This window comes from Megasphaera hutchinsoni (genome assembly GCF_001553405.1).
GTDB lineage: Bacteria > Bacillota > Negativicutes > Veillonellales > Megasphaeraceae > Megasphaera > Megasphaera hutchinsoni.
Window position 1 is genome coordinate 273,464 of the sequence record NZ_KQ960952.1, and the last position, 23,964, is coordinate 297,427.

The 23,964-nt window shown below is 37.2% G+C and carries 21 protein-coding genes and 1 other annotated feature; of the genes, 1 reads left to right on the top strand and 20 read right to left on the bottom strand.

The genetic code is table 11. From position 1 onward, the window contains the following. Window positions 1-64 precede the first annotated feature (64 nt). The 20 genes from sigH to HMPREF3182_RS05390 all read right to left on the bottom strand — a co-directional run bounded on the left by sigH (window position 65) and on the right by HMPREF3182_RS05390 (window position 23,144). Window positions 65-730 (bottom strand): RNA polymerase sporulation sigma factor SigH, encoded by a 666-nt coding sequence (sigH, locus tag HMPREF3182_RS05295; protein ID WP_062485937.1) that lies wholly within the window; start codon window positions 728-730, stop codon window positions 65-67. Then, window positions 727-1,260, bottom strand: a complete 534-nt coding sequence (locus HMPREF3182_RS05300; protein ID WP_062485940.1) for a YacP-like NYN domain-containing protein — start codon at window positions 1,258-1,260, stop codon at window positions 727-729. The genes sigH and HMPREF3182_RS05300 overlap by 4 nt, the downstream gene beginning before the upstream one ends. Before the next feature lie 333 nt (window positions 1,261-1,593). Then, on the bottom strand, window positions 1,594-2,334 hold the full coding sequence (gene rlmB, locus HMPREF3182_RS05305) for a 23S rRNA (guanosine(2251)-2'-O)-methyltransferase RlmB (protein ID WP_007392720.1): 741 nt from the start codon (window positions 2,332-2,334) through the stop codon (window positions 1,594-1,596). Then, window positions 2,327-2,818, bottom strand: coding sequence for a Mini-ribonuclease 3 (locus HMPREF3182_RS05310; protein ID WP_007392747.1), 492 nt, complete (start codon window positions 2,816-2,818; stop codon window positions 2,327-2,329). Before HMPREF3182_RS05310 ends, rlmB begins: the two co-directional genes overlap by 8 nt. Then, window positions 2,815-4,260 (bottom strand): cysteine--tRNA ligase, encoded by a 1,446-nt coding sequence (gene cysS, locus HMPREF3182_RS05315; RefSeq protein WP_007392729.1) that lies wholly within the window; start codon window positions 4,258-4,260, stop codon window positions 2,815-2,817. The genes HMPREF3182_RS05310 and cysS overlap by 4 nt, the downstream gene beginning before the upstream one ends. Before the next feature lie 38 nt (window positions 4,261-4,298). Continuing rightward, window positions 4,299-4,507: a binding site (T-box leader), on the bottom strand. 61 nt (window positions 4,508-4,568) lie between these two features. Continuing rightward, complete coding sequence (gene gltX, locus HMPREF3182_RS05320) at window positions 4,569-6,026, bottom strand: glutamate--tRNA ligase (RefSeq protein ID WP_007392341.1); 1,458 nt, start codon at window positions 6,024-6,026, stop codon at window positions 4,569-4,571. Between the two features lie 16 nt (window positions 6,027-6,042). Next, a complete protein-coding gene (gene ispD / locus HMPREF3182_RS05325) occupies window positions 6,043-7,233 on the bottom strand; it encodes a 2-C-methyl-D-erythritol 4-phosphate cytidylyltransferase (RefSeq protein ID WP_007392331.1) in 1,191 nt (396 codons plus the stop codon). Continuing rightward, window positions 7,234-8,418: a PIN/TRAM domain-containing protein gene (locus HMPREF3182_RS05330; protein WP_007392349.1), complete on the bottom strand. Its 1,185-nt coding sequence runs from the start codon at window positions 8,416-8,418 to the stop codon at window positions 7,234-7,236. A 59-nt stretch (window positions 8,419-8,477) separates the two neighbouring features. Continuing rightward, window positions 8,478-9,857: a DNA repair protein RadA gene (gene radA, locus HMPREF3182_RS05335; RefSeq protein ID WP_062485944.1), complete on the bottom strand. Its 1,380-nt coding sequence runs from the start codon at window positions 9,855-9,857 to the stop codon at window positions 8,478-8,480. 10 nt (window positions 9,858-9,867) lie between these two features. Then, on the bottom strand, window positions 9,868-10,911 hold the full coding sequence (locus HMPREF3182_RS05340; protein ID WP_062485947.1) for a hypothetical protein: 1,044 nt from the start codon (window positions 10,909-10,911) through the stop codon (window positions 9,868-9,870). A 2-nt stretch (window positions 10,912-10,913) separates the two neighbouring features. Continuing rightward, a complete protein-coding gene (locus tag HMPREF3182_RS05345) occupies window positions 10,914-11,363 on the bottom strand; it encodes a hypothetical protein (protein ID WP_062485949.1) in 450 nt (149 codons plus the stop codon). A 14-nt stretch (window positions 11,364-11,377) separates the two neighbouring features. After that, the gene (locus HMPREF3182_RS05350; protein ID WP_007392338.1) at window positions 11,378-11,824 is read right to left on the bottom strand and encodes a CtsR family transcriptional regulator; all 447 of its coding nucleotides are present in this window, start codon (window positions 11,822-11,824) and stop codon (window positions 11,378-11,380) included. 125 nt (window positions 11,825-11,949) lie between these two features. After that, window positions 11,950-14,397 (bottom strand): homocysteine S-methyltransferase family protein, encoded by a 2,448-nt coding sequence (locus HMPREF3182_RS05355; RefSeq protein WP_062485951.1) that lies wholly within the window; start codon window positions 14,395-14,397, stop codon window positions 11,950-11,952. Beyond that, complete coding sequence (locus HMPREF3182_RS05360) at window positions 14,384-16,579, bottom strand: ASKHA domain-containing protein (protein WP_062485954.1); 2,196 nt, start codon at window positions 16,577-16,579, stop codon at window positions 14,384-14,386. The genes HMPREF3182_RS05355 and HMPREF3182_RS05360 overlap by 14 nt, the downstream gene beginning before the upstream one ends. Before the next feature lie 130 nt (window positions 16,580-16,709). After that, on the bottom strand, window positions 16,710-17,564 hold the full coding sequence (gene htpX, locus HMPREF3182_RS05365; RefSeq protein WP_062485956.1) for a zinc metalloprotease HtpX: 855 nt from the start codon (window positions 17,562-17,564) through the stop codon (window positions 16,710-16,712). A gap of 117 nt (window positions 17,565-17,681) precedes the next feature. Next, the gene (locus tag HMPREF3182_RS05370) at window positions 17,682-18,311 is read right to left on the bottom strand and encodes a site-2 protease family protein (protein ID WP_062485958.1); all 630 of its coding nucleotides are present in this window, start codon (window positions 18,309-18,311) and stop codon (window positions 17,682-17,684) included. Window positions 18,312-18,495: 184 nt separating this feature from the next. Continuing rightward, window positions 18,496-19,356, bottom strand: coding sequence for a MurR/RpiR family transcriptional regulator (locus tag HMPREF3182_RS05375; RefSeq protein WP_062485960.1), 861 nt, complete (start codon window positions 19,354-19,356; stop codon window positions 18,496-18,498). Between the two features lie 24 nt (window positions 19,357-19,380). Next, on the bottom strand, window positions 19,381-20,793 hold the full coding sequence (gene gnd / locus HMPREF3182_RS05380; protein WP_062485962.1) for a decarboxylating NADP(+)-dependent phosphogluconate dehydrogenase: 1,413 nt from the start codon (window positions 20,791-20,793) through the stop codon (window positions 19,381-19,383). A gap of 13 nt (window positions 20,794-20,806) precedes the next feature. Continuing rightward, window positions 20,807-22,351 (bottom strand): gluconokinase, encoded by a 1,545-nt coding sequence (locus HMPREF3182_RS05385; RefSeq protein ID WP_062485965.1) that lies wholly within the window; start codon window positions 22,349-22,351, stop codon window positions 20,807-20,809. Between the two features lie 454 nt (window positions 22,352-22,805). Further along, complete coding sequence (locus tag HMPREF3182_RS05390; protein ID WP_062485968.1) at window positions 22,806-23,144, bottom strand: LysM peptidoglycan-binding domain-containing protein; 339 nt, start codon at window positions 23,142-23,144, stop codon at window positions 22,806-22,808. A gap of 162 nt (window positions 23,145-23,306) precedes the next feature. Here HMPREF3182_RS05390 and lexA point away from each other — a divergent pair, with 162 nt between their 5' ends. After that, window positions 23,307-23,921, top strand: a complete 615-nt coding sequence (lexA, locus tag HMPREF3182_RS05395) for a transcriptional repressor LexA (protein ID WP_007392317.1) — start codon at window positions 23,307-23,309, stop codon at window positions 23,919-23,921. Window positions 23,922-23,964: the final 43 nt, after the last annotated feature.

Consider the following 23,964-nt stretch of genomic DNA (forward strand, 5'->3'; position numbering starts at 1 on the left):
CTCCTTAACAAACACACTCAATACTAATATTTTACACTGATTTTTATTTTCTATCAACACTTTTTTAAGGACACTCGTTGTCCCTGTTTTTCAAATATACTTCTATTTTATGTTTTATCCGCTGTAAGGCATTATCAATAGATTTAGCAGGACGTTGCAAAGATTGCGACATTTCTTGATATGATTGCCCTTCTAAATACAAGCTCAATACTTGCTGTTCTAAAGAACTGAGCAGTGATTCCAAATGAATTTTCATATCCGTATAGTTTTCTTTACTAATAAATAATTCTTCTGGATCCATAATTTTAATTCCAATAATAATATCTTCTAATCTTCGTACAGATTCATCTTCATATACTGGTTTACTTAATGACACATAAGTATTTAGCGGAATATGTTTTTGACGTGTAGCAGTTTTAATAGCCGTAATAATTTGACGAGTAATGCATAATTCTGCAAATGAGCGAAAAGAAACATTCTTTTCCTTACGAAAATCACGAGTAGCCTTATATAACCCAATCATCCCCTCTTGAATAATATCATCTCGATCAGCACCAACTAAAAAATAAGTACGTGCTTTTGCTTTAATAAAATTACGATACTTCTTAACAATGTATTCCATCGCTTCATCATTATATGTTTTTTGTAATATAGTCACTACTTCTTCATCCGTATATCGTTGAAATAATGACTGTCGATGCTCTCTCTGTTTAGGGGATTTATTATTCATTTTTGCCTCCGCAACTTTTCCAATTTATCTAATACTACTTTATTCCGAACATTTTCTTTTAACTCATTAAATGAACCTTGTATTGGAGATATACTTCCTGGCGTATGCTTGTAATGATCCATTTCTTTTTTCATTTGTTTTATTTCTCCATGTAACTCACGTGAAGATAAGCGATATGCTCCCGTTGATAATATTTGCTGCTGTTCAAAACCATCCGATGTAGCTACATATACTATACGCCTTTTATCTTTTTGTATATACGCTAAACGTTCAATATACGTATCAGCCGTTTCTCCTTTCGCGGTAAAAATAATTTCACAGTCATCTCCCATAGTATAAGAATTAGCATCCGCCACAGTATACATAGCATCGAATACGATAATTACTTTTATACCTTTAAATTTTCCATAATTTGATATTATATCAATTAATTGATCTCGTGCATGCTCCATCGATTCACTGTATGTCTTTTTTAATTCTGGCCAAGCATGAATAACATTATACCCATCAACAATAAGTAAATCTTTCATCACCCACTACCTCCTTTGATAAATCGTTATATTTATCTATAAATATAACGATTAAACCTGCACATGTAATGAATAAACATATCCAATATAAGTATAAGCACAAAAAATCGTAGCGCTTCTTTATCTGCACAGGCTTAACAAGAAGACTGCTCGCATTACTTTGTTTTAAATGGTAGATAATTCGTTTTTATTACTGCCACTTTTTCATCCCCAGATAATATATTAATTACTAATTCTTGTGCATTTCCCATTGATTCACTATATATTTTTCAATTACGACCACACGTAAATAAGTGTATGATCTCCACTAATAAATAACTCGTTCATTACTTATTACTTTCTTTGACGAACCGCCTCATATATTAATATAGCAGATGCAACCGAAGCATTTAAAGAATTAACTTGTCCAAACATAGGAATACGCACAAGCAGATCACAGTGTTTCTTTACTAAGGGGGAAATCCCCTTCCCTTCGCTACCAATCACTAAAACTAACGGCACCGTCATATCTGCCTGATCGTATTCAATTGATCCTGACATATCTGCACCGATTACCCAGAACCCCTTTTTTTGTAACCGTTGTACCGTCTGTGTAACGTTACCAATAGAAACAAGCGGCATATACTCAATAGCACCAGCAGATGTTTTTCCTACCGTTTCATTAATAGGTGCACTGCGATGCTTAGGAATTAAAACCGAATGAGCCCCAGCACATTCGGCTGTACGAATAATCGCTCCCATATTATGCACATCTTCAATGCCATCTAATAATATTAAAAAAGGCGTTTCCCCCTTTGCCTCCACCATCGCTAAAACAGAATCAATCCCAACCATCACGATAGGCTCACTTTCAGCAGCAATACCTTGATGACGTGTCGTAGGAAATAACGCATCCATGTCTTTGGTCGCTATAAATTCCAGTGGAATATGTCCCTGTTCTGCTTGCGTAATAATCTCTTGTATACCTTTTGATTGCCGGCCTTTAGTAATATATAATTTGCGTATTTTTCGTCCTGCCCGTAATGCTTCTTTTACACTATTTCTTCCTATGATCCAGTTTTTTGTTTTATTCATGACGACTCCTACCATGTATCATCTCACAATATTGTTGTACATATAACATAATTTGTTTCATCAATTCATCTTTTCGTTTTTCTTGTTGAGCGATGATAACATATCCCAATAAAGCTTCTAACGCCGTACTTTCCTTATATTCTTGAACAGAAGCACTTTTAGGTACTTGTGAATGAGCGTTTCTGGCACGCAAACAAACTTTTTTCTCCATTTCAGTCAACATCGTTTGCATATGACGGTACACAAATGATTGACACTTTGCGGAAACAAATTCTGCTGCCAACAAATGCGTAACCTGAACATGAGGGATGCCTAAAGTGATTAATTTTTTTCGCATACATAATGAATAATAGGCATCGCCAATAAAGGCTAAGGATAAAGAATCAAAAGCGGCAGGATCTTTAGAAGAATTATCAAATACCTGATTTTCTAAAAATGCTTGATATGCTTTTTGCTTGAGTGCTTGCAAATGTGCAAATTTCATTTTTTCCACCGTACTCCTTGTGGCGAATCTTCAATTATGATGCCTAATTCAGTTAATTTATTGCGAATAGAATCGGCTAGTTCATACTGTTTATTAGCACGGCATTCATTACGAATATCTAAAATCGTTTCAACTAAAGCAGCATACTCCGTTTGTTTTACATCGTCTGATTGTTCTTGCCATGCATCCTCTAAAATACCTAAAATATCAGTCATCGTTCTAAAAATACGTTTAACTTCCGTTACAACAGATGAATCTACCGCTACTTTTTGTTGTGCCACTGCTTGGTGATAAATATTTACTTTTTTTGCCAATTCAAAAATCCCTGCACTTGCTAAAGCCGTATTAAAATCATCACACATAGCTGTTTCAAAATCTTCCATAATTTGCTTTGCATCCTGTAACAGATTATCCGCTTCCGCCGATTTTGAACCAGTAGGCATATTCAATAAGGCTAATACATTTACAATGGATGTACGCACTCTATCTAAACTTCTAGTCATTTCTTTTAACCGAGCATCACTAAAATCAAGAGGACTGCGGTAATGATTGGAAATAAGGAAAAATCGTACAGCATCAGGCTTGTAATAAGCTAAAACATCTTTAACTAAGAAAAAATTATGTAAAGATTTGCTCATTTTTTCAGAATTAATAGTAATAAATCCATTGTGCAACCAATATCGAACCATCGGTTCATGTCCAAAACATGCTTCTGATTGAGCTATTTCATTTTCATGATGCGGGAATATTAAATCACTACCCCCTCCATGAAAATCAAATGAATTACCTAAATATTGATGACTCATAGCAGAACATTCAATATGCCAACCAGGACGACCTTTTCCCCACGGACTATCCCAAGCTGGTTCTCCTGGTTTAGCTCCCTTCCAAAGAGCAAAATCCATAGGGTGTTTCTTTTTGTCATTTACTTCAATACGTGCTCCTGCCATCATATCATCTAAACAACGACCACTTAATTTACCATACCCATCAAACTTTTCTACACTATAATATACATCATTATCTAATACATAAGCGATATTTTTATTAATTAGCGTTTGAATCATAGTAAAAATTGCATCCATATGTTCAGAAACACGCGGATATATATCGGCGCGGTGAACATGCAATGCATCCATTACTTCAAAATAAGACGCAATATACCGATTAGCAATCGTATCCCATGATACACCTTCTCCATTAGCCGCATTGATAATTTTATCATCAACATCAGTAAAGTTTTGAACATGTGTTACTTCATATCCCAAATGTTTTAAATACCGTTTAATTACATCCCATGTCACAAAAGGACGAGCATTTCCCATATGAGAATGATTATAAGGGGTAATCCCACATACATAAATATTTACATGTCCTGGTGTTTGCGGTTTAAATAATTCTTTTTTTCGTGTCAATGTGTTATATACAAATAAATCTCGCATCTGTAATCCTCCCTAATATAAACAAAAGCCACCGTCCCTACAGAGACGGTGGCCCGCGATTCCACTCTGTTTTATGGCAATACCATAATCTCTACACACATAACGGGTGTTACCGTACTGAATTACTCGTATTCACTCAGCATGCTCCCAAAGGCATCATTGTTGATACATAATCTAAACAGGTTCTCAGCTACCCCTATTCTCTCTGTAGTGTATCCGTACAATTATTTTTGTTCCTTGCATATATCTTATATAATTATTGCTTAATATATATGGTACTGAAAAAGAATCCTTCTGTCAAGATAAGCTTACACTAAGCCACTGTTCATTAAGCGCGTCACAACCTTATCATGCCCCATCAAGGAAATAATAACATCTAAATCAGGACCATGCATATTACCTGTTAAAGCGACACGAATAGGCATATATACAAATTTTCCTTTCACGCCTATTTCTTTTTGAATCTTTTTAAATAAAGGGCGTACCGTATCAGCCGTTATTACTTCTAAGTCTGTATATTCTTTTTTAAACATACGCAATACATCTGCTGCTGAAGGTTCTCGTAAAACCGCTGCCGCTTCTTCATTTTCCGGCTCATATTCATCAGTAAAAAAGATACGTGCCGCCTCTACGACTTGTGCTCCAAATTGAATGTGATTTCTCAGTGCACTTACCATCGCTTTTAACCAATCATGCTGTGTTTTAACCATATCATCATTGACATATCCCACTTTTTGTAAATGTGGTAAGCACAATGTCAATAACTGTTCTTCATCCAACCCCTTCATATAATGAAAATTAATCCAATTCAATTTTTCAATATCAAAAACGGCCGGATTTTTAGCTACTCGCTCTAAAGAAAATTGCTGAATCAATTCTTGTTGACTTAAAATCTCGTTTTCCCCTTCTGGCGTCCATCCTAATAATCCTAAGAAATTAAAAATAGCTTCTGGTAAATATCCTAAATCGCGATATTGTTGAACCGATGTCGCACCATGACGTTTACTCATTTTTTTCTTATCCGCACCTAATATCAACGAAACATGTGCAAACGTAGGTGGTGTAAAACCTAAAGCATGGTATAAAACTAATTGTCGCGGCGTATTAGAAAGATGTTCTTCCGCCCGAATAACATGTGTAATCTTCATTAATGCATCATCTAAAACAACGCAGTAATTATAAACAGGAATACCATCTGATTTTACAATAACAAAATCACCAATTTGATTAGAGTCAAATTCAACATGCCCTCGTACTATATCGTCAATAGCTAAAATTTCATTACACGGCGTTTTAATACGAATAACATACGGTCTACCTTCTTTTAAATATTGATCGATCGTTTCTTTTGGCAACTGTCGACAGGTTCCCTCATATTTAGGTGTTTCACCCTTGGCTAATTGATCTTGTTTTTGCTTTTCTAAGGTTTCCGTGTCACAAAAACAGTAATACGCTTTTCCTTCTGCTAATAACTTATCTGTATACTGTTTGTATAAATCCAACCGTTCTGTTTGCCTGTATGGGCCATAATCGCCCCCTATATCAATACCTTCATCCCAATTAATATGGAGCCAACGTAACGCTTCTTTTATATTATCTTCCGATTCTTTAGTCGAACGTTTTCTATCAGTATCTTCAATACGAACAATAAAATCTCCCTGTGTATGTTTTGCTATTAAATAATTAAATAACGCAGAACGAGCACCACCTATATGAAATGGTCCGGTTGGACTCGGTGCAAATCGAACTCGAATTTTATTAGCCATTATAATTCCTCCTATATTACTTCATGTTATGTTTTATTATCATTGCTACCGCTTGTGCAGCCATTCCCTCTTCCCTACCGACAAACCCCAAATGTTCTGTCGTCGTTGCTTTTATAGATATCGCCGTTTTATCAATACGTAATGCAATAGCTATACGTTCTATCATTTGCGGGATATATGATTTTAATTTAGGTCTTTGTGCTAAGAGCATGACATCAATGTTATGAATACAATAGCCACCTGTAGAAATAATCTCTCTTACTTTTTCTAATAAAAGTAAACTAGAAATTCCTTTTAATGTTTGATCCGTATCGGGAAAATACGTTCCAATATCCGCTAATCCCGCAGCTCCTAATAAAGCATCCATTACGGCATGCACTAATACATCCGCATCCGAATGACCAGCTAATCCGTGCGAAAAAGGAATAGAAACACCCCCAAGTATTAACTTTTTTCCTTCCACCAACGGATGCACATCATATCCTATGCCTATACGTGGAATTGATTTGCATGGTACCGACGCTTCCAATATAGTGATATCTTCTCGTGTCGTAACCTTGAGATTTCGTTCATCTCCAGGCAAAACGATAATTTTTTTACCCATTGCCTCTACCAGTGAAGCATCATCTGTTCCTGATAGATGATGCTTTCTAGCATACTGATGAGCCTGTAATAAAGTATGACGTTGAAATATTTGCGGCGTTTGAGCTGCAATAAGTTGACTGCGCTTTAACGTTTGTATTTCCTGCGTACCATACAATTCTGTATGAGAAACCTGTTTAATCGTATCTTTAACAGGAATAGCATAAATCGCAGCTTCCGCCTGTTCCATTACAGGCACGGCTCGATCAAAATATTCGGGACCAGCCATCGGTCTTGAACCATCATGAACCATAACGATATCCATCGCTTCACTCGTTGCCAATAAGCCTTGATAAACCGAATCTTCTCTTTCTTTACCACCTAATACATATCTCACTATTTGCCGTGGATGTAATTCATGCACCATTTTTTTTATATCAGCATAATCACATTCTGCATAGACAATAATTACCTCGGTTACTAAGGTTGCCTGAAAAACATGACTCAATGTATGTTGTAATACTGGTTTTCCCCATAAAGGAAAAAACAATTTATTTCGCTTATATCCAAAACGACTTCCCGAACCAGCCGCCACTACAATCACCGCTACATTCAATAATGTCACCTACGCTTCCAATACCTTTACAAAAATCATCCGACCTGCGGCCGTTTGCAGAACCGATGTCACCACAACACCAATTGTTTTACCAATATAGGGTTCACCATTTTCTACAACAATCATCGTTCCATCGTCTAAATAAGCAACCCCTTGCATCGACTCTTTACCCGCCTTAACTACGTAAACATACATGTTTTCTCCAGGAATACAGGCTGTTTTTAAGGCATTAGATAAAGCATTAATATTTAATACAACAACACCTTGCAAAGCGGCTACTTTATTTAAATTATAGTCATTCGTAACCACCTTTACTTGTAATTTTTTGCCAAGCCGCACTAATTTAGAATCGACCCCTTGAATATCATCAAAATCATCATTTAAAATACGTATTTCTACATGCTTATCTTCTTGCATTTTTTTTAAAATATCTAAGCCTCGTCTTCCTCTAATACGTTTTAATGAATCCGATGAATCTGCAATTAATTGGAGTTCTTCTAAGACAAAAACAGGCACCAATATCGGTCCCTCAATAAAACCGGTACTACAAATTTCTGCAATCCTTCCATCAATAATAGCACTTGTATCCAGTAATTTTCCTGAACTTACTATGGTTTTATCTTTAGTATTATCGCGACCTTGTCGACCCATACGAAAATTCATAATTGCACCCGATATATCCGTTTTTTTCTTCAAAAAAACACTAACTCCCGCATAGCCAAAAATCACACTAAATACAATAGGTCCATACGCACCAATGAGAGGCAGGCGATAAAAAGTAAGTCCAACTAAATTAGCAATAATAAGTCCAAAAAGCAATCCCAAAGTTCCAATAACTAAATCCTGCCCTTCAAAATCACCGACACTAAGTTCAATACGATGAATAGAACGCCAAATAAGACGAATTAAAAAAGGAGAAAACAAAAAGCCAATGATGCTACCTATTATAGCCCCCAACACATAAATGGCAGCTTTAGCAAGAGTAGTACCAAAAATACTACCATTAAACCAATCAACTTCCACTTCTTGATCAAAAAAAGAGGAGCCAATAAAACGATCAGCCAATAATACAAAAATAACAGCAAAAATTAATACCATGATCCCTTTCATGATATTATCAGCAATAATTTTACTGTTAAATTTCCTGGAGTTACGTGGCATAATCTCCTTTTCGTTTCGTTTTTTTTGATGCATAAATCTCACATCCTGACTTTAAAAATCATGATCCATCATGTATCCTATCTTCTTTCATCCTATTCCGATGAAAAAGCAATTTGTACTGCTTCCTGAATTGTTTTTACTGTATGTATTTTGCAAGAGGAAACGCCTTGTTTCATTATGTCATCTCTATTGCCATATGGCAAAATATAAGTCGTAAATCCTAAGGTTATACCTTCTTGTATACGTCGTAATACATGTGGAATACGTCGAATATCTCCCGTTAACCCCACTTCTCCCATGACGACTGTATTTCTATCTAAAGGAGTATCCCGTAAGGCTGAATAAATAGACATCAATGTTGCCAAATCGGCAGCTGTTTCCGATATTTTTAAACCACCTACCATATTAACATAAACATCATAAGAACCCAACCGTAAACCCAATTGTTTTTCTAATACCGCTAACAAAATAATCAACCGATTATAGTCCATGCCTGAAGCCGTTCGCCTCGGTACGGAAAAAATAGAGTGTGTCGTTAACGCCTGAATTTCACAAAGCAAAGGTCGCACACCATCCATTACAGCCGTAATGACTGCCCCTGGATACACTTGTGTCCGTTCTGCTAATAATAACTGCGAAGGATTACGCACTTCTTGTAACCCCTTTTCCGTCATCGTAAATAATCCTGATTCACTAGTAGAGCCAAACCTATTCTTAATTCCCCGTAAAACTCGAAATTGATAATTTTTTTCCCCCTCAAAATGTAATACCACATCCACCATATGTTCCATAACCCGTGGACCTGCAATCGTACCTTCTTTCGTCACATGACCAATAACCAATACCGAAATATTTTCCGTCTTGGCAAATCCCATTAACTTTACAGTGCACTCTCGAATTTGACTTAAACTTCCAGGTGCACCTTCACAATCTTCAGTATACATCGTTTGAATAGAATCTACAATAAGCAGAGCCGGTCGTAAACGTATCGCCATTTGTAAAATCATATCTAGCGATATATCCGATTGTACCATAATCGCTGACGATGTTATACCTAAACGTTCTGCCCGCAATTTAATTTGCCCCGCTGATTCTTCTCCAGAACTGTACATTACCTTTCCTTTATTAGCCACAGATGCAGCCATTTGCAACACTAACGTTGACTTACCAATACCAGGATCACCGCTTAATAAAATTAATGATCCCGGGACAATACCGCCGCCTAAAACACGATCTAATTCAGCAATACCTATTTCCATACGTATAAGTGAAGCCATTTCAATATCACTCAATGAACATAATTTAGCACTCGTACCATGACGCGGCAATACCTGTCGCGAAGAAGTATTCCTAGAAGGCACAGGTGCTTCTTCTAAGGTATTCCAATTTCCGCACTGCGGACATTTACCAAACCACCGACTACTAATACTACCGCATTCGGTACATACAAATTGTGTTTTTACTTTTCGCATAATTCTATCCCTATACCTTATATTTTTCTAATGCTTTTTGTACAAAAGCTGCCCTATTTATCTCGATAGAAGTGCACTTATTCTTCGTCATTACATCAGCGATATCTGCATCACGTGCGGCAAAAAACAATTGGTCACATGCAATTAGCGGAAGGGCGATATACCGAGAGGCCACAGCCCATCGTAATTGGCTCCATAAACGCATACATTCTAACCGATTAAGCATATAAGCATACGAAAGAATCGCATAAGCACGCTTCCCCATATCGATAAAAGCAGCTTGATTCTCTTCTATATATTGCAAACGGCATTGTCGTTCTTCATTTACAATACGTTGCACTACTTTGAATATTCGCTCCATTATATCCTGTTCTGTCACACCTAAAGTCACTTGATTTGTTAATTGAAAAATATGTGTTTCTGGTGTTACATCTCGTTGTAGCAAAAATCCTTCATTGGTAATAAAAGGGATAAGATAACGTAACCGCTGTTGTTGTACTATACCAGGTAAATGTAACAAGATATTAATTTTTAAGCCCGTTCCCAACAGTGCGGGCGAAGCCGTTATATATCCCAATTTACGATGAAAAGCAACTGGTAACACCGCTTCTAAGGCATCATCACAAGCATTAGCCCGTTGCCAAAGTGGCTTAAGGGAAAACCCTGTACAAGCTGTATTAATCTGTATATGATCGGTTCCATTAAGTTGCAATTGTAATGCCCCATCAGCAGAAATTGCGAGTCCCGTATACTTTCTATTGGTCATTTCAGCCGTTATCCAATGCCAAGAAACAAACCATTCTTTTTCTTTTGCCGTAAGCGAATCAATATCAATCCATTGTAAACAATAAAATTCCGTTTCACGTGCAAGATATAGAGCTTGCTTAATATCTTGATAAACCTTCGATAAGACCTCTGCCGTTGCAACTAAGGGAAACGCATACGAACGTATATTTCGATGAATATGAACTCTGCTTTCAAGCACGACATCATACGCCGCTTGAGCATGTTCTTGCCATGACGCAAACATATCCTGAAATCGTTGGTTTCCCATTTCTATTTCCCAATCCCTTCGTCTAAACTATCAATGAGTTGCCGAAGATGTGCTTCTTCTTTTTGGTTATGATTTACTACCGCTTGGGCTAAATGTTGCTGTAATTGTCGTACTTTTTGTGCAGTAGAAAAAACGCCATGTCCTCGATTAGGTACTTTTCCCATATGTCTTTCTCCTTCTTGTATGCGTCGTACTAGTGCTGCAATGTGTGAAGAAAACGTTTCATAGCATACAGCACAACCAAACATTCCCTTTTTTTGAAACGACTCAAAGGTAGTGCCACAAAAAGGACAAGCTATATGCTCCTCTCTATTATCGACTTGTTCCATATCTTCACTAGAATCATCGTTCCATGACAATAAAGAGATTTCTTGTGTGCTTTCTTTTACCGCTTTCTTGTCTCCTTTTAAAAGTGTCAGTGCTGGAAGTATTTTATAACTATCATCTTTCATATCATTTCCTCGGTTTATATATGTTCTAAAATACGACTAACAACCGCTAATCGCTGTTGTTCATCATCGACCTCCGCAAATAAGGCCGTAAAGGTATGATGCAATAATACGGCGTCACGGTTGGTAATGCGTTTTTGTTTTAATAGACGAAACAATACTCGATCTAGATCTTGCAACCGAATTGAAATAACGGGCATTTGTTCTGATACAACAACAGGAGAGTGCTCCGTTTTTTTATTTCTCATCTTCGCAATACGTACAAAACCTCCCGATCCTCGTCTTGATTCCACGTGATACCCTTTCGCATTAGAAAAACGAGTGCTTAAAACATAACTAATTTGAGAAGGTGCACATTGTAATTCATCTGCTAATTCATTTCGTTTTAAAATAACATTTTCTTTTTCTTCTTTTAATAATTTATGCAAAATTAATTTCTCTATTTCGTCTGCTAATACACTCATGTCTATCACCTACATTCTGCATATTGAAATGGTTATTCTCACGTCTTATTATATTAGACTTTTTGACTTTTTGCAACAAAAATAGCTCTACAACGAAAGAGCTACTTTCCTTGTAAAGCTACTACTTATGCCAATAGCGTATTCACTAATTTTACACAATCAGCCGCATCTTTGGAATACCCATCAGCTCCTATTTCTTCAGCAAAACTAGGTGTAACGGCAGCACCACCAATGATTATCTTCCCTGTATAAGCTTTTTCTTTTGCTAATAATACGACATCTTTCATTCGCATCATCGTTGTTGTCATTAATGCAGAAAGCCCTATTATCGCGGCATGTTCCTTTAAAGCCGTATCCAAAATAGTTTCTGCCGGAACATCTTTGCCTAAATCAATGACATGATATCCATAATTACGTAGCATTAACCCCACCAAATTTTTACCAATATCATGCACATCGCCTTCTACCGTCGCAATAACAATAGTAGGCATTGCCATTTTATTCGATGCACGCTTGATTTGTGGCTCTAAAAAAGAAATCGCTTGTTCCATCGTATTAGCACTCGCAATTAATTGTGGTAAAAAATATAATTGCTTATTATATAATTCCCCTACTTCATTAATTGCGGGAATGAGTAAGTGATTAATAATATCTTCTGGTTTCATGCCCTTATTAAGCTCTTCTTGAGCAAAAGAAACAATCTCATCCTTTTCACCTTCTAATACGGCACGATATACTTTATTATCATTTTCCTTTTTGGGTGCTGATTCTAGTGTTGATGTTGTATTCGTTATCTGCGTTCGTTTAATCATCGTTTGTTCTTCAGCTGAATGTTTTTCAAATAATTGAATCTGCTTAATATAAGCGATATCACTTTCAGGCCGATGCATCAACATATTCGCGGCAGCTGCTACATTCATCAGCATATCTTGCGACGGATTAGCTATCGCCAAATTTAAGCCCCCAGAAATAGCCATCGCTAAAAAGGTCATATTGACATATGTCCGTTGCGGCAAACCAAAAGAAATATTAGATAACCCGCATACAGTCGCTAAATTTCGTTTTTTACAATAGGTAAAAGTAGCCAAACAATCTAATGCCGCCGTAGGCGTAGCACCAGCAGTTGCGACCAAGCCATCAACTACAATATCGGCTTCCGTTAAATGAAATTCTTTTGCTTTTTCCACAATTTGTTCAATAATTGCATGTTTTTCCTCAATCGTTTGAGGAATGCCTTCATCTGATACAGGCAAAGCAATAAACATAGCCCCATATTTTTTAGCTAATGGTAACACCTGCTTTATTTTATCTGTTTCTAAGGAAATAGAGTTAATTAATGCTCGACCTGGATAAATGCGTAACGCCGCTTCCAATACTTCAGGATAACTAGAATCAATGCAAAGAGGCAAACCCGTAACCGAAGTAACTTCATAAATAGCTCGCACCATCATATCTTTTTCATCAATACCATTCGTTCCCATGTTGATATCTAAGATAGCGGCACCACGTTCTTCTTGTTCTCGGGCCATCGTACGTACCAGACGCAAGGAACCTGCTCGTAATTCTTCTTGTAACTTTTTCTTTCCCGTTGGATTAATACGTTCACCAATGACGCAAAATGAACCATGTAAGTCAATTTCTTGTATCTTTCGCTCTGATGTCACTATTCGTCTATGTTCTGCCTTATAAGGAAGTGGAGAAAGATGTTTCATTGCTTCTTTTAACGCCTTAATATGTTCAGGCGTTGTACCACAACAACCGCCAATAATCCGTGCTCCAGCATGAACTAAAGCCGTTCCCGCTTCAGCAAATACTTCCGGTGTTGTTTTATATACCGTATGCCCTTGTTCTAGTTCAGGTAATCCCGCATTAGGCTTAGCTAATATAGGTATGGATGCATACGCATGCATCGTTTTTACAATCTCTACCATATCTTCTGGTCCAGTTGAACAGTTTAACCCTACTGCATCCACTCCCATTGCTTGTAATACTACTACCGCTACTTCTGGTGGCGTTCCATACAACGTTCGCCCATCAGCCTCGAAAGTAAGACTTGCCATGATGGGAAGATCACAACATTCCCGAATAGCTAAAACACAAGCACGCGTTTCCTGTAAACTCATCATCGTTTCAACCACAAATAAATCTACACCTGCATCATATAAAATCTGTGCTTGTTCTCGATAAACATCAACTAATTCTTCAAAAGTCAATTCGCCTAAAGGATATAATTGCTGCCCCGTCATAGTCATATCACCAGCTACTTTTGCATTTCCCTGCGCCGCTTCTTTAGAAAAAGACACTAGTTGTGTATTTATTTCTACGATCTTATCTTCCAACCCATATTCGGCTAATTTAATTCTATTTCCCGTAAACGTTGGTGCATACAAAATATCCGTCCCAGCTTGTACAAATTGCTGTTGTAGTACAATAATCGTCTGTTTATTTTCTAAAATCCATGCTTCTGGGCAAACACCAACAGGCATTCCTGCCGCTTGTAAATTAGTTCCCGTTGCCCCATCTAAAAAAAGAATACCTTCCTTGAGCCATGCATGAAATTCATCTCTTTTCATATACTTCCTCCTTTACTACCATTCCACCTGAAAAATTCAACGCGTTAATATATATATCTTGGAAAGATGCATCATTACTCAAAATACATTCCTTTGTCTTCTGTCGAAGTATTTTCATTTCCTCTATGCAAGAAGGATCATATAAAACTGCCGTAGCACCTCGTAAAGACGTATTACCTACTGTTTGAATCGGTACAACTAAATCACTTGGTAATAGCCCAATATCAATTGCCATAGCTGGTTGTAGATAATATCCAAACCCACCAGCTACATAAAAATGCTTTATCTCTTGCCATGTTATACCATATTTTTTTAGCACAATTTCCATTCCTGCCCGAATGGCACCCTTTGCCATTTGTAATGCACGAATATCACGTTGTGTAACATAAATAAATTCTCCCGTTTCTTGTTGTACCAACGGTACCCCTTGTTCTTGCCACGGCTCTACTAACGTTCCATATGCATCCACATAATCTGCTCGTCTAAGAGCAGTTAAAGCAGCAACTAAACCAGTACCACAAATCCCTTTTGGCGGAAGATTTCCGATTGTCCGTACAAAAAAAGAACCATATCGAAACTCTACTTGACTAATAGCACCAGGAATACTGCCACAACCATATTGAATACTACCGCCCTCAAATGCTGGCCCCGCTGGAGCAGATGCAACCAGCAACTGATCGCAATTACCAAGAGCGATTTCACCATTTGTTCCTAAATCAACTAACAACGATATATCCTTATATTTCGTCATGTCACATAAATAAATCCCTGCCGTAATATCACTACCAACATATGCACTTAAATGCGGTAAAAAGGTTACATCACACCCTGACAATTCTAGTATCTGTGGTAATATCTGTTGACAAGGAATAGTTTCTCCACCATACGAAACTGGTGCAAATGGCCAGCTCCCCAATCCTTTACAAGAAAAACCACGTAATAAATGATACATAACCGTATTAGCAGAAATAACAATATGGTGAATATGGGAATAAAGATTTCCCTGTATATGCATTAAGCGACGAATCAATTCTACTATATTTTGTTGAATAATATGTTGTAGTTCCTTATCCTTTCCCTGTAAAGAAGCTTGAATACGGCTAACTACATCTGCTCCCCAAATACGTTGACCATTTTCACCCGTAATCGTATCAATTACCTGTTGTTTTGATATATCTACGAGAGATAGAGCTAGCGTTGTCGTTCCAATATCTATGGCTATCCCTAAATCAGCAACGGAAGATATATCTGTATTGTTTGTTGCCGATTGTCCTAAAGCAAGATATGTATTTTCTTGTTTCGGCACTTCTAATAGTGTCGACGTTTTAGTTACACTTTGACAAGCCATTCTCCATCCTGCCTGCAACTCATTTTCTGTAAACACCTGCTTATCAGCAGTAGTAATCGGTATATCTCCCTGTAACACCCTAATTTTACATTTACCACATTTACCCATACCTCCACAATCATGCGGCAAAAAAACCTGTTGTGCTTGTAAATAGTGCTGAACCGCTTCTCCCGCCGGACAATTTATCCTAACTGTCGCCTTTGTCGGTTCGGCTTTCATAAAGCAATGTTCACGACTACACTGACTACAATCATGCTTACTATTCATCTCCGTGCTACCTTTGCGAATATCAAAAAGGATACTCATCGTTTTTAAAGGATGCCATATACATTTTTCGTCTAACGTAACATTCAATGTCCGCTGAGTAGCTAATGCCGTAGCTAATTTAATCTGTATCCCTAAAGGCACATTCATTCCAGGTTCATAGCGCTTGATAATACCCACATTCGCTTGACGACAAGCCTCTTCAATATATTGTAAAACTTGCTCTTCCCATTGATATAATCCAGCATCACTCATTGCATTAGCTATATAGCCCGCAAAAAAATCTCCTTTTTCAAATTGTCGATCAATCCATTTATCAATGCTTGAACCTAGCGTCAGCACTGCATATAATTGATTATTTACCAGATCTAACGTGAATGCCCCTTTTGCTTGTACAGTTACTCGAAAAGAAGGCAATAGCTGACTATAATATTTCTCCCCCTTATCATAGCCTATACTATTTTTGCCATATCCCGCTACTTGTAAAACCCTTTCTTTTAAAGGAAGAATCATACGACTATTCACTATACGTATATCTGAAACACTAGTATTATTCGATTGATATGACATGATTTTCTCTCCTTTTATTCGTGTATGGGTTGTATTATACACTACTTACAAAGGTACTTCTAGCAATTACAACAAATTGTCAACAAAAATAAAAAAAGCGAACCTTATTGGTCCGCTTCATAAAATCTACTTATCCATGCAATTTTCGATCAAGTTCCTGTAGTTTGGCAATACGCTTTTCCGTAGATGGATGTGTGCTAAATAAATTTAACATGCCATCGCGAATCCCCGCTAGTGGATTAATAATACATAAATGAGCCGTTGCCTTTGTTGCTCCCGGCATAACTCTATGATGGGCATAATTATCTATTTTAGCTAATGCACGTGCCAAAGAAATTGGATCATCGCATAATTTTCCACCCTCTTCATCCGCCATATATTCTCTTGTTCGAGAAATAGCAAACTGTATCAACGCAGCAGCAATAGGTGCAATCACAATGGTAACCAACAAAGCAACAGGATTATTTCCATCATCATCATCGCCACCGCGACCAAATATAGCTACCCATTGAGCTACATTGGCTAACATCGTAATCACACTAGCAAAACAAGCGACCATCGTACTAATCAAAATATCCCTATGCAATACATGTGACATTTCATGAGCCAAGACGCCACGCATTTCATCTTTATCTAATAATGTTAAAATTCCTTCCGTTGCAGCAACAGCGGCGTGCGAAGGATTTCGCCCAGTTGCAAAAGCATTGGGCACATCTGTCGGGATAATATATACACGCGGCATCGGTAATTCTGCTTTTTTCGCTAATTCAGCAACAATTTGATACAAAACATGATGTTCATCTACTTCTCTTGCCCGATACATACGTAATACCATCGAATCGCTAAACCAGTATGAAAAAAAATTCATGCCAATCGCAATAATAAACATGATGTATAATCCCGAACGACCACCAAAAATCCCACCTATCGCCATCATAATACAGGCTAATAACGTCATTAAAAACGCTGTTTTTACACTGTTCATAGTAACCCTCTACTTTCCTAAAGGTCAAAAAGTTTAATTTATATTTTTATTATACGTAAAAACATAGTTTTTGTCAATGATTATGCCATTTTCGCAAGCATTGGGATAAATTTTTCCCTATAATAACGGCGTTAATAAAAACATATAAAAGTGTAAAATCCCTTGCTGTGCAGGAATCAATATATACCCTAAAATAGGCGTTGCTAGTATAACAAGGAAGATAAGTAAGGCATATTTTTCTAATATGAAAAAATACTTTCGCCTATATTGCCCCGGCAATATACACCATAAAATATGAGAACCATCTAATGGTGGAATAGGTAATAAATTGAAAAAGCCAAAATTGATATTATACAAAACAATAAGTTGTAAAACCATTTCCAACGCAGGCATAGAAAACGAAACCCGTGACATCAAAAATATATCTATAGCTAGTGCGATAAAAGCAAAGAGAAAATTGGCAAACGGACCTGCTAAAGAAACAAGTATTTCCCCTTTGTAGTAATTTTTAAAATTACGCCCATCAACAGGAACGCCCTTAGCCCAACCAAATTGAAGCAATAACAAAAAAATGGTTCCAGTCACGGAAAGATGCGCAAATGGATTTAATGTTAATCGACCGGCAAATTTAGGTGTCATATCCCCCATTTTTACAGCCATCAAAGCATGAGCATATTCATGTATCGTTATGGCTAATAATAATCCCGGCACACTGGCAACAAACTGAATCAAATCCCAATGAAACATAACGCGTCCTCCTAAATAAGTGTATACGTTTTTGTTATTTATTATAACCATGTTCTTACTATATCGATGTAACACATGTAGGAATATAACTTACCTCAACAAAAACGATTGTTTCTATTATATCATTATTTTTATCGATTGGAAGACATCAACCCGATTTTCTTTATTCAATAATTGCATACCGTTACAAAGGTAATTTTTGCTTATGGATTTCTCGCCGCATATTTTCCATATTTTCATTAAAACTAGACAAACGTAACATGGTCAAACGGGCATATAAAATATCCCCGATTGCCATATGAATAAGCCGAGAAGAACTTGCTTCTGATGTAAATTGAACTTCTCTTCCCATTCCACACAAGCATATATCTCCTAGCTTAGCTAAATAGGACTGCCCATGACTAGTAATTACAATGATGCGAGCACCTCGTTTTCTGGCCACTTGTACAGAGTGAATCAATTCTTTTGATCGTCCCGTATGTGAAACGGCAATCACGACATCATCCGCATGTAACAATGTCGCCGATGTAACCTGCATATGCGAATCACTATACGCTTGAACTACAAGACCTAATCGCAAAAATCTTGTAGCTATATCTTGACATACCGTTGCGGAATTACCAAACCCATATACCACTACACGATCCGCCTTTTGCAGGAGTTCCACAGCTTTTTCGATTTGAGCATAATCTAAGAGGGATGCCGTATCTTGCAATCCCTCTGTTATATTTCTAAATATCTTTAACATGACCGTATAACTTGAATCTTCCCCTTGTATATCATGATATCCTTCAGTTAAAGCTACTGAAAGGCCTGTCGTGAGTTGTCTTTTTACTTCTTGTAGTCCATGACAACCGACTTTTTTACAAAATCTAGAAACGGTAATCTCTGAGCTCTGTGTATGCTTTGCAATATCTGTAATTGTCTGATCCATTACTTGCATCGCATTGTTCATCATATAATCAGCAATACGTTTTTCTGTTTTGGTCAATTCCCCATAAACACTACGTAAAAAAGGAAATAATTGCATATGTGCAAGCGTCATGATCATCTCCTCCTCCGTCTAAAATTACTTTTTATAGTGTTCTTGCCATAAGTGATGTACTGCCCCTTCTTGATCGATCCGTTGAAACGTATGTGCACCAAAATAATCACGTAATCCTTGTATCAAATTTGCCCCCATACAAGGACTGCGATATGCATCAATATACGTAATAGCATTAGTAAAGGCAGGCATAGGAATCCCCGATGCAATTCCTATAGCTACAACATGCCGCAATGCTGCTTCTCCCGCTTTAAGATGATCAATAAAAAATGGATAAAATAATAAATTATCCAACTGGGAATCACCTTCATAAGCTTGACTAATCGTACTCAAAAAATCAGCTTGAATAATACATCCTGCACGAAAAATTTCCGCTATGCGTTGATACGGTAACTGCCAATGATATACTTGTGAGGCCTGTTTGTATAAAGAAAATCCTTGTGCATAGGCCACTATTTTAGCTGCATATAAACTTCTTCGTACAGCTTCAATAAATGCATCTGTATGCTGGACTGTTATATCGCCCGAAGGATATATTTGTTTAGCTTTTTCTCTTTCAACTGCTTGCGATAACACACGGGCATTACATGCTGCCATAATAAGAGAAATATCTACGCCTTCCTCTATGCCTTCCAAACATGTCCACCGTCCGGTTCCCTTTTGTTCCGCTTTATCAACAATATAATCTAATACAAATTTATGATTTTCATCAGTTTCCGCAAAAATATCCGCACTAATACCGATGAGGTAACTATGTAGTTCACCTTGGTTCCATTGGTGAAAAATATTACCTAAATTACGATTATCATATGCCCCCACATATTTTAATAGCAAATAAGCTTCAGCGATTAATTGCATATCCGCATATTCAATACCATTATGCACCATCTTAACAAAATGACCGGCTCCATCGGGACCCATATATGCACAACAAGGTTTGCCATCAGGTGCCTTCGCGGCAATATCGTTATAAATAGCATGAATTTCTTCATACGCTTCTTTAGCCCCGCCAATCATAATCGCCGGTCCTCGTCTCGCTCCTTTTTCACCACCGGATATTCCCATACCTATAAAATGAATACCTTGTTCTTGACAGTGTTTTACCCGTCGTTGTGTATCTTTAAAATAAGAATTTCCACCATCAATAAGAATATCTCCTGCTTCTAAATACGGTAAAATCTTATCTATCATCGTGTCTACGGGCTCCCCAGCCTTAATCATAAACATCACTTTACGTGGTCGCTCTAATGACTGGATATAAGTAGCCAAATCGTAATACGCCGTAATATGTTCATGCGGATTCATACGAACAAACTGTCTTGTTGTCTGAGGCGTGTGATTATAAACAGCTACATCGTAACCATGGTCAGCCATATTAAGTGCTAAATTGCTTCCCATAACCCCCATGCCAAGCACGCCTATGGTATGTAAAATCATAAAAACCTCCTACTTATAATTTATTTTGATATGCTGTAATAATCGCAAATTCATCTTGCAAACGATGGTATAGTCGTTCAAACACACCATACAATGCTTCATATATCACTCTATTTTCAGGTTGCGGCGTATATACTTTTTGAGAATGAACTAAATGTGCTGTATCAGATATATCGTGTAATACGCCTTCAGAAATAAAACCTAATACAGCTGCACCAAACGCAGCACCTTCACTATTATCAGGCAGGGTTAACGGTTCATTCAAAATATCCGCTAACATCTGCAACCATAATTTTGATTTTGTAAAACTACCGCTAACACGAATATCTTGAATGGTGTCAAATTCACGCAAAGCAGACATAACACTATTTAAACTATAACAAATTCCTTCCATCGCCGCACGAATCATATGAGAACGACTATGATTTAGGGAAAAACCAAAAAACATACCGCGCAATTCCGAATTCCAATACGGAGCTCGTTCACCGGTAAAACAAGGTAAACAAATCAACCCTTCAGAACCAGGTTGCACGTGTTCCGCTTTCATCGTCATCAAATCATATGGATCAATATCTAAATGTTCCAATGTGCTGCCCCCATAATGACAAATATTATCTCGTAACCACCGTAAAATAATACCGCCATTATTGATAGCACCTCCAGCTACCCATATATTATCAACTAAATTATAGCACCATGTACGCATTTGTGCGTCCACACGTGGTTTATCAATGAGCATCCGCAAGGCACCACTTGTTCCTATCGTCCCGCTTAATTGGCCTGGTGCTACCGCACCAATCCCTACATTTACTAACACACCATCCGTTGCCCCGATAACGACAGGCATCCCCACGGGTAATCCCATTGCAAGAGCTGCGTTTTTTGACAATGCACTACGATAAGTAGTAGATACGACTGGTGGCATATATTCCTTATTAATACCTATGTACGATAAAATATCATCATCCCATGCGAGAGTATGTTCATTATAGATGCCACTTGCCGAAGCAGTTGAACGATCTATTAGCCATTCACCTGTCAGATGATAAAAAATATAATCCTTAATCGAACCGACATATTGCATTTTTGCAAATAATTCGGATTGATTTTCCCGTAACCACTTAATTTTAGCTAAAGGATAACATGCATGAATCGGGCAGCCTGTTCGTTCGTAAAAAATACGTTCTGTATTACCATCAGACTTAATAGCTCGTACCACAGAAGCACTTCTACTATCTGCCCATGTTTGCATATCCATAATAGGTTCTTTTTCTTTATTCAGCCCTACAAAACTATGCATAACCGTACTTAACACAATACCTTGTAATACTTTATTTTTATACCGTAATTGATGAGACGTCTTCTTAATCACATCCACAACAGCATCATATATTTGTAATGGACTTTCTTCTGCCCAATCAGGATGCGGCGTCATCAATGGATAAAATGCTTCAAAGCCACATATTCTTTCTCCATCTGCTGTATAGGCAATTGCCCGTACACCCGTAGTTCCTACATCCACGCCAATCCAAACGGAGGTAGTTATTCCTAAATTCATTTTTTTCCATCCTTTCTATATGAATACGCACCTATACTGTATATTATATGTGTCCTCTTTAATAAAAGCAACAATCATTTCATTTTATAACATTTCTTTTGATATAGTATTATCATAAATACGATAAATTCTAATCGTCCTTAGAATAATTCTTAGTCGCACCACCACTATTGGTATTATACATAATAAGCCCCTCTACATGAAAATAACGTTATCCTAAGAAACGTGACATTTTTTTCACCGCTACTGATTATCTCTCTTTTTTACAGTAACTTTTCAAAGAAGGAACTAACCGTAACCTTGTACTATATACTTGCATTAGCCCTATCGTTTTGCAAAAAAAAACACCATCATCTGACGGTGTTATCTATTTCACTATTTTTTGGTGTTTTTACTCGTATCACAGATAGAATAACCTATTTTTCAATACAGTATACAGTCTAAATTCTTGCCACTAGCTATTAAGTTTTGCCCTAACTTCATCTGCTTGTGTAACCAAAACTGGTATTTTTAACATTTGCCCTGGTTGTAAACTTTCATCTTCTTGCAAACCGTTAATCGTAACAATCCGATCGACTACTGGCCGAACATCTTCATGTTGCTCAGCTATAACATGAGCATAGTGCCACAGTGTATCACCTTCATGCACCTGCACAGTAACATACGTCATATCTTTAGCAGGAGATACCCATCCCAACTGGCTGCCCACAACTAAGATAAAAGCACATAAGCAAAATAAAGAGGCCATTCTTTTTTGTATAGTATATGTAGCTTTTTTATGTACTCGTTTCATAATCGTCACTCCTTCTATATTTATAGAACGAACGTTCGTTTGTTTGTTGAATTTATTATATCAACGAACATTCGTTCTGTCAACAAAAAATAGAACAAACGTTTGAATTCATTCTATATATCAGCTATAATTAAAATATATTAATATAAGGAGTAGTAGCTTATGACTTCAGAAACAACATTAACAACACGGCAACGCCAAATATTAGAATATATTCGTAATTGCATACATCACTATGGCTATCCACCTTCGGTAAGAGAAATTTGTAAAGAAGTAGGCCTTAGCTCTACTTCTACTGTTCACGGTTATTTACAAACACTAGAAACCAAAGGATTTATTCGTCGTGATCCTTCTAAAAATCGTACAATTGAATTGGTCGATGAAAGCACTTGGCGTTCAAAAAAACTAACGCCGTTACCTCTCGTTGGACAAGTCCGTGCCGGGGAACCTTTATTAGCAGAAGAATGTGTAGAAGATGTCTATCCTTTTGCTGCTGAATTTATCGGTGAAGATGACGCCTTTTTATTATCGGTAAAAGGTGATAGTATGCAAGATGCAGGCATTTTAGAAGGTGATTTACTGATTGTGCGACAACAAAACACCGCTCACAACGGCGATATTGTCGTAGCCTTACTTGATGATTCAGCAACAGTAAAACGCTATTACCTCGAAAAAGATTGTATTCGACTACAACCAGAAAATGATGCCTATGAACCAATATACACAAAACATTGCTCTATTCTAGGAAAAGTAATTGGTGTATTTCGGCGCTATTAAACTTTATCTATATGACTTGAACCACCTTTAATGATATGCTATA

Excerpts from the sequence above, each read along its gene's own strand:
- radA (WP_062485944.1), bottom strand. The coding sequence starts at position 9,857 with ATGCGAAAAGTAAAAACACAATTTGTATGTACCGAATGCGGTAGTATT.
- HMPREF3182_RS05375 (WP_062485960.1), bottom strand. The coding sequence starts at position 19,356 with ATGACGCTTGCACATATGCAATTATTTCCTTTTTTACGTAGTGTTTAT.
- gltX (WP_007392341.1), bottom strand. The coding sequence starts at position 6,026 with ATGGCTAATAAAATTCGAGTTCGATTTGCACCGAGTCCAACCGGACCA.
- HMPREF3182_RS05300 (WP_062485940.1), bottom strand. The coding sequence starts at position 1,260 with ATGAAAGATTTACTTATTGTTGATGGGTATAATGTTATTCATGCTTGG.
- HMPREF3182_RS05345 (WP_062485949.1), bottom strand. The coding sequence starts at position 11,363 with ATGAAAGATGATAGTTATAAAATACTTCCAGCACTGACACTTTTAAAA.
- gnd (WP_062485962.1), bottom strand. The coding sequence starts at position 20,793 with ATGATTTTACATACCATAGGCGTGCTTGGCATGGGGGTTATGGGAAGC.
- sigH (WP_062485937.1), bottom strand. The coding sequence starts at position 730 with ATGAATAATAAATCCCCTAAACAGAGAGAGCATCGACAGTCATTATTT.
- rlmB (WP_007392720.1), bottom strand. The coding sequence starts at position 2,334 with ATGAATAAAACAAAAAACTGGATCATAGGAAGAAATAGTGTAAAAGAA.
- HMPREF3182_RS05330 (WP_007392349.1), bottom strand. The coding sequence starts at position 8,418 with ATGCATCAAAAAAAACGAAACGAAAAGGAGATTATGCCACGTAACTCC.
- HMPREF3182_RS05390 (WP_062485968.1), bottom strand. The coding sequence starts at position 23,144 with ATGAAACGAGTACATAAAAAAGCTACATATACTATACAAAAAAGAATG.
- HMPREF3182_RS05310 (WP_007392747.1), bottom strand. The coding sequence starts at position 2,818 with ATGAAATTTGCACATTTGCAAGCACTCAAGCAAAAAGCATATCAAGCA.
- HMPREF3182_RS05350 (WP_007392338.1), bottom strand. The coding sequence starts at position 11,824 with ATGAGTGTATTAGCAGACGAAATAGAGAAATTAATTTTGCATAAATTA.
- cysS (WP_007392729.1), bottom strand. The coding sequence starts at position 4,260 with ATGCGAGATTTATTTGTATATAACACATTGACACGAAAAAAAGAATTA.
- HMPREF3182_RS05385 (WP_062485965.1), bottom strand. The coding sequence starts at position 22,351 with ATGAATTTAGGAATAACTACCTCCGTTTGGATTGGCGTGGATGTAGGA.
- htpX (WP_062485956.1), bottom strand. The coding sequence starts at position 17,564 with ATGAACAGTGTAAAAACAGCGTTTTTAATGACGTTATTAGCCTGTATT.
- HMPREF3182_RS05355 (WP_062485951.1), bottom strand. The coding sequence starts at position 14,397 with ATGAAAAGAGATGAATTTCATGCATGGCTCAAGGAAGGTATTCTTTTT.
- HMPREF3182_RS05360 (WP_062485954.1), bottom strand. The coding sequence starts at position 16,579 with ATGTCATATCAATCGAATAATACTAGTGTTTCAGATATACGTATAGTG.
- lexA (WP_007392317.1), top strand. The coding sequence starts at position 23,307 with ATGACTTCAGAAACAACATTAACAACACGGCAACGCCAAATATTAGAA.
- HMPREF3182_RS05370 (WP_062485958.1), bottom strand. The coding sequence starts at position 18,311 with ATGTTTCATTGGGATTTGATTCAGTTTGTTGCCAGTGTGCCGGGATTA.
- HMPREF3182_RS05340 (WP_062485947.1), bottom strand. The coding sequence starts at position 10,911 with ATGGGAAACCAACGATTTCAGGATATGTTTGCGTCATGGCAAGAACAT.